Source organism: Deltaproteobacteria bacterium (assembly GCA_018668695.1).
Taxonomy (GTDB): domain Bacteria; phylum Myxococcota; class XYA12-FULL-58-9; order XYA12-FULL-58-9; family JABJBS01; genus JABJBS01.
On record JABJBS010000352.1, the window covers coordinates 1 to 4,097 of the forward strand.

General features: G+C 51.8%; 3 protein-coding genes. All 3 read left to right on the top strand.

The genetic code is table 11. The features are described 5' to 3' along the window. Window positions 1–940, top strand: a 940-nt coding sequence (locus HOK28_20170; protein MBT6435423.1) for a hypothetical protein, incomplete at its 5' end; no start/stop codon positions are given. Between the two features lie 135 nt (window positions 941–1,075). Beyond that, window positions 1,076–2,503: a dihydropyrimidinase gene (gene hydA / locus HOK28_20175; GenBank protein ID MBT6435424.1), complete on the top strand. Its 1,428-nt coding sequence runs from the start codon at window positions 1,076–1,078 to the stop codon at window positions 2,501–2,503. Window positions 2,504–2,763: 260 nt separating this feature from the next. Continuing rightward, window positions 2,764–4,097: CoA-acylating methylmalonate-semialdehyde dehydrogenase (locus HOK28_20180; protein ID MBT6435425.1), on the top strand; the 1,334-nt coding region annotated here is incomplete at its 3' end.

Consider the following 4,097-nt stretch of genomic DNA (forward strand, 5'->3'; position numbering starts at 1 on the left):
CGGGCTTTTACCGTTGCCTGTTCCAGATACCGATAAACCACCGGCTTTGGTCGATATTCGAAGTGCCCAGGTAAATGGTGGCAGCCTACGCATAGGCGCCGGAACCATAAGCACGCCTGAGAAGTTGATCATCGAGAACCTCGATGCCTCGGTTTCTGGTCTGGATCCCGTGAGCAACAAAGAAACCGATGTTGAGCTGCGGCAAATCGATATTCAAGGCCGCGCCTCGTTGAGTATTGGAAGTGATGGCGCGCTAGATCTTGTAAGCGATGCAGAGACGCCTTTGAGTGCGAAGGCGCAAATTACCAAGTGCCGGTTTACCACCTTCAGTCCCCAATTTAATCTCGAGATGCGTCCCAATGCAGTCATTGAGTCCGAATTAAGACATCTTAGCTTTCGCCGTGAAGAGACGGGGGCAAGCCTGAGCGTTCAGTTTACGAACACGGTCATGGATGCGGAGCTTGCGCAAGGAAGCGTGACGGTTGGTGCTGACGGGGCGGCATTGCGCAGCTTGAATCTTAAAGAGGGCACACGGGTGCGTGCCACACTGGGTGAATTTGGTTTGCACACGGGCGGATTTGCCAGTCCCGATGCCAATCCAGATATGCGTTTAAATAATCAGCCCACTGATATTGTGTTGTCTGGAGAGCTGCGGCTCGAGGGTGATCTCGCTGCGGCTCAGGATATTGCGCCTGAGGCAGTTGCCGCTGGTCGTGAAGCCATGCGTGAACACGATATTGATGAAAGTGCCATCACGGTCGAGAAATTAGACAGCGATGGCCGGGTGAGAATCATGTTGGGTGTTCACGCCGATAGGGGCGAGAGCTTTGTTGCCAAGAGCCATACCAGCATCGAAGGCAGCTTCAATACCACGCTTCGGACCACCATCGATCCGGCATCGCTCTATAAAAAAGCTACCTCGGATGAGCCGACTCCGTAAGGAATATCGTCCTGGATTTGAATTATCTTCCACTATTGTGCTAGTTGCTGCGGCCCGCTTTTAAGCGCGTCGCAAATCGATACGCTGTCTTTGCATTTTGCGGCTTAGAAACAACACATGATGGGAGATAAAAATATGTCTGTATGGATTCGTGGTGGTACGGTTGTCACCAGTGATCGCACTTTTCGATCTGATGTTTATTGCGAAAATGGTGTCATCCAACAAGTTGGTGAAAACCTCGATATTCCGGCCGGAGCCGAGCAGGTAGATGCCGGTGGTTGCTACGTGATGCCAGGGGGCATTGATCCTCAAACACATATGCAATTGCCCTTCATGGGCACGCATGCAGTAGATGATTTCTATACCGGTACAGCATCCATGCTAACCGGTGGCACCACGATGTTGATTGATTTCGTGATTCCAAGCCCTCAAACCCGGCTGCTGGAAGCGTACAACACCTGGCAGGATTGGGCGCAGAAAGCTGCCGCCGATTATAGTTTTCACATCGCTGTTACGTGGTGGGATGAGTCGGTCCCCAAAGACATGGAAACACTTGCAACTGAGCATGGCATCAACAGTTTTAAGCATTTCATGGCCTATAAAGGCGCCATTATGGCCGACGATGAGATCCTGGTCGCGAGCTTTGAAAAGGCGCGAGAATTGGGGGCGTTGGTTACGGTTCACGCGGAAAATGGCGAGCTCGTAAGTCACTTGCAACGACGCGTGTTGGAGCAGGGAATCACAGGGCCTGAAGGTCATCCTCTTTCAAGACCACCTGAAGTGGAAGGTGAAGCTGCCAACCGGGCGATTCGTATCGCTGAGATGGTGGGTGTGCCCCTTTATATTGTTCACACGTCCTCAAAAGATGCCTTGGATGCGGTTATTGCTGCGCGACTAAGAGGCCAAACGGTCTTTAGCGAAGTATTGTCTCAGCACCTGGTGATTGACGACAGTGTCTACCGCAATCCCGATTGGAGAACAGCAGCGCATCACGTGATGAGCCCTCCTTTTAGACCTCCGCATCATCAGGAAGCACTCTGGTGTGGTTTGCAGTCGGGACTTATTCAGACCACGGCTACGGATCACTGCACATTTGTGACTGAGCAAAAAGAAGCAGGCCGTCATGATTTCACCAAAATACCAAATGGAACAGGTGGTTTAGAGGACCGAATGAGTATTCTCTGGCACCACGGTGTGAACAAAGGCCGGCTGACACCCAATGAATTTGTGGCGGTAACGTCTACGAATGCGGCTAAGATTTTTAACATCCATCCACGCAAAGGAGCGATTACAGTGGGCGCGGATGCTGATGTTATTGTTTGGGATCCGGAGAAATCGAGAACCATCAGTGCGAAAACGCATTATCAAAAAGTGGATTTCAATATTTTCGAAGGTATGGAAATTCAAGGTGTGAATATTGCCACGGTTAGCAATGGTAAACTGGTCTACACCGACGGCGATTTGCGTGCAGAACGTGGCGCAGGGCGCTATGTGAAGCGCCCGTGCCATGCTCCGTACACCAAAGCTCTGGCAAAACGGCAGGAATCTAAGAGCCGCTCTTAACCAATCGGTGCCTGTTGCGTTTTGGGATAGTGAATACGTCCCAAAACGCGACCTTTCTACGAAAAGTACGTGTGAACGCAGAAATTTGTTGACACCAGATCCGTCTTGTCTATACTGCTGGGCCGCCCTGACGATGTAGTGGGGTCAGCGGTGGCAGTTTTCCCATTCTGGGATGCTAAAAAGTAATAAAAGTTGTACAGAAATACGGTCTGGACCGCATCGGATAGGTGCGCCCTGGTCAGGCTGAGAGAGGTTGCGCCATGAATGGTGATGTGTTGAAGAATTTCGTAAACGGTCAATGGGAAGAGCCTAGAGGCGTAGATACTTTGCCTTTGGTAAACCCCGCCACGGGCGAGCGCCTGGCACAGGTCCCTCTCACAAATCGCGACCAACTCAATCAAGCCGTTAAAGCCGCCAAGGATGCCTTCGAGGACTGGCGCGATGTACCTGCGATTGAACGGGCGCGATATCTGTTTCGATACAAGGCTCTTCTTGATGAACATAAAGAAGAACTCGCACGCACACTTACGAAGGAGCACGGTAAGACGCTGGCAGAGGCCCGTGGTAGCATCCGGCGCGGTATTGAGAATGTTGAGCATGCTTGTGGCATTCCTGCATTGATGCAGGGCACATCACTTTCGGATATTTCCCCCGGTATCGATTGCAAAACGATTCGACAACCTCTGGGCGTTTATGCGGCGATTACGCCCTTTAACTTCCCGGCCATGGTTCCGCTTTGGTTCTGGCCCTATGCGGTGGCTACTGGAAACACGTTTATTCTGAAGCCGTCTGAAAAGGTTCCACTTTCTCAGCAATTTCAATTTGAGTTGATTGAACAGGCGGGATTTCCAAAGGGCGTTTTGAGCATGGTTCACGGCACGAAAGAAGTTGCCGAGGGGCTGGTTGAGCATCCGGATGTGCAGGGTATTTCCTTTGTGGGATCGACTGCGATTGCTCGCAAGGTCTACGAGCGTGCCTCGTCATTGGGCAAGCGTGTTCAGGCACTCGGTGGAGCAAAAAATCACGTTGTGATCATGCCTGATGCAGTGGAAGAACCAACCGTGAATGCGGTGGTTGACAGTGCATTTGGTTGCGGCGGCCAACGATGCCTCGCAGCCAGTGTAGCGGTTCTGGTGGGCGATGCTTACGATAAATTCAAAGATAAATTGGTGGAGCGGGCAAGTGAGTTCAAGCTTGGCAATGGTTTAGATGAGGGCGTGACCCTGGGCCCGGTGATCTGCGCGGGCTCTCGCGACCGTATCTTGTCTTATATTGAAAAAGGCGTTCAGGATGGCGCCAAGATTCTACTCGATGGCCGCAAGGCAGCTGTAGAAGGATACCCTGACGGTGAGTGGGTTGGCCCGACCATCTTTGATGAAGTCACGGACGATATGGCCATTTACAAAGAAGAGATTTTCGGTCCGGTTTTGGCGCTTCGTAAGGCCAAGAACCTGGACGAGGCTCTGAGCATGGTTCAATCCAGTGAGTACGCAAATGCTACGGCTATCTTCACCAGTGATGGCGGAGCGGCTCGCAAGTATCAAACAGAATCCGGTGTGAGTATGGTTGGCGTGAACGTGGGTGTAGCAGCCCC

Bases quoted from the DNA above. Each gene is read 5' to 3' on its own strand.
- hydA (MBT6435424.1), top strand. From the start codon at position 1,076: ATGTCTGTATGGATTCGTGGTGGTACGGTTGTCACCAGTGATCGCACT.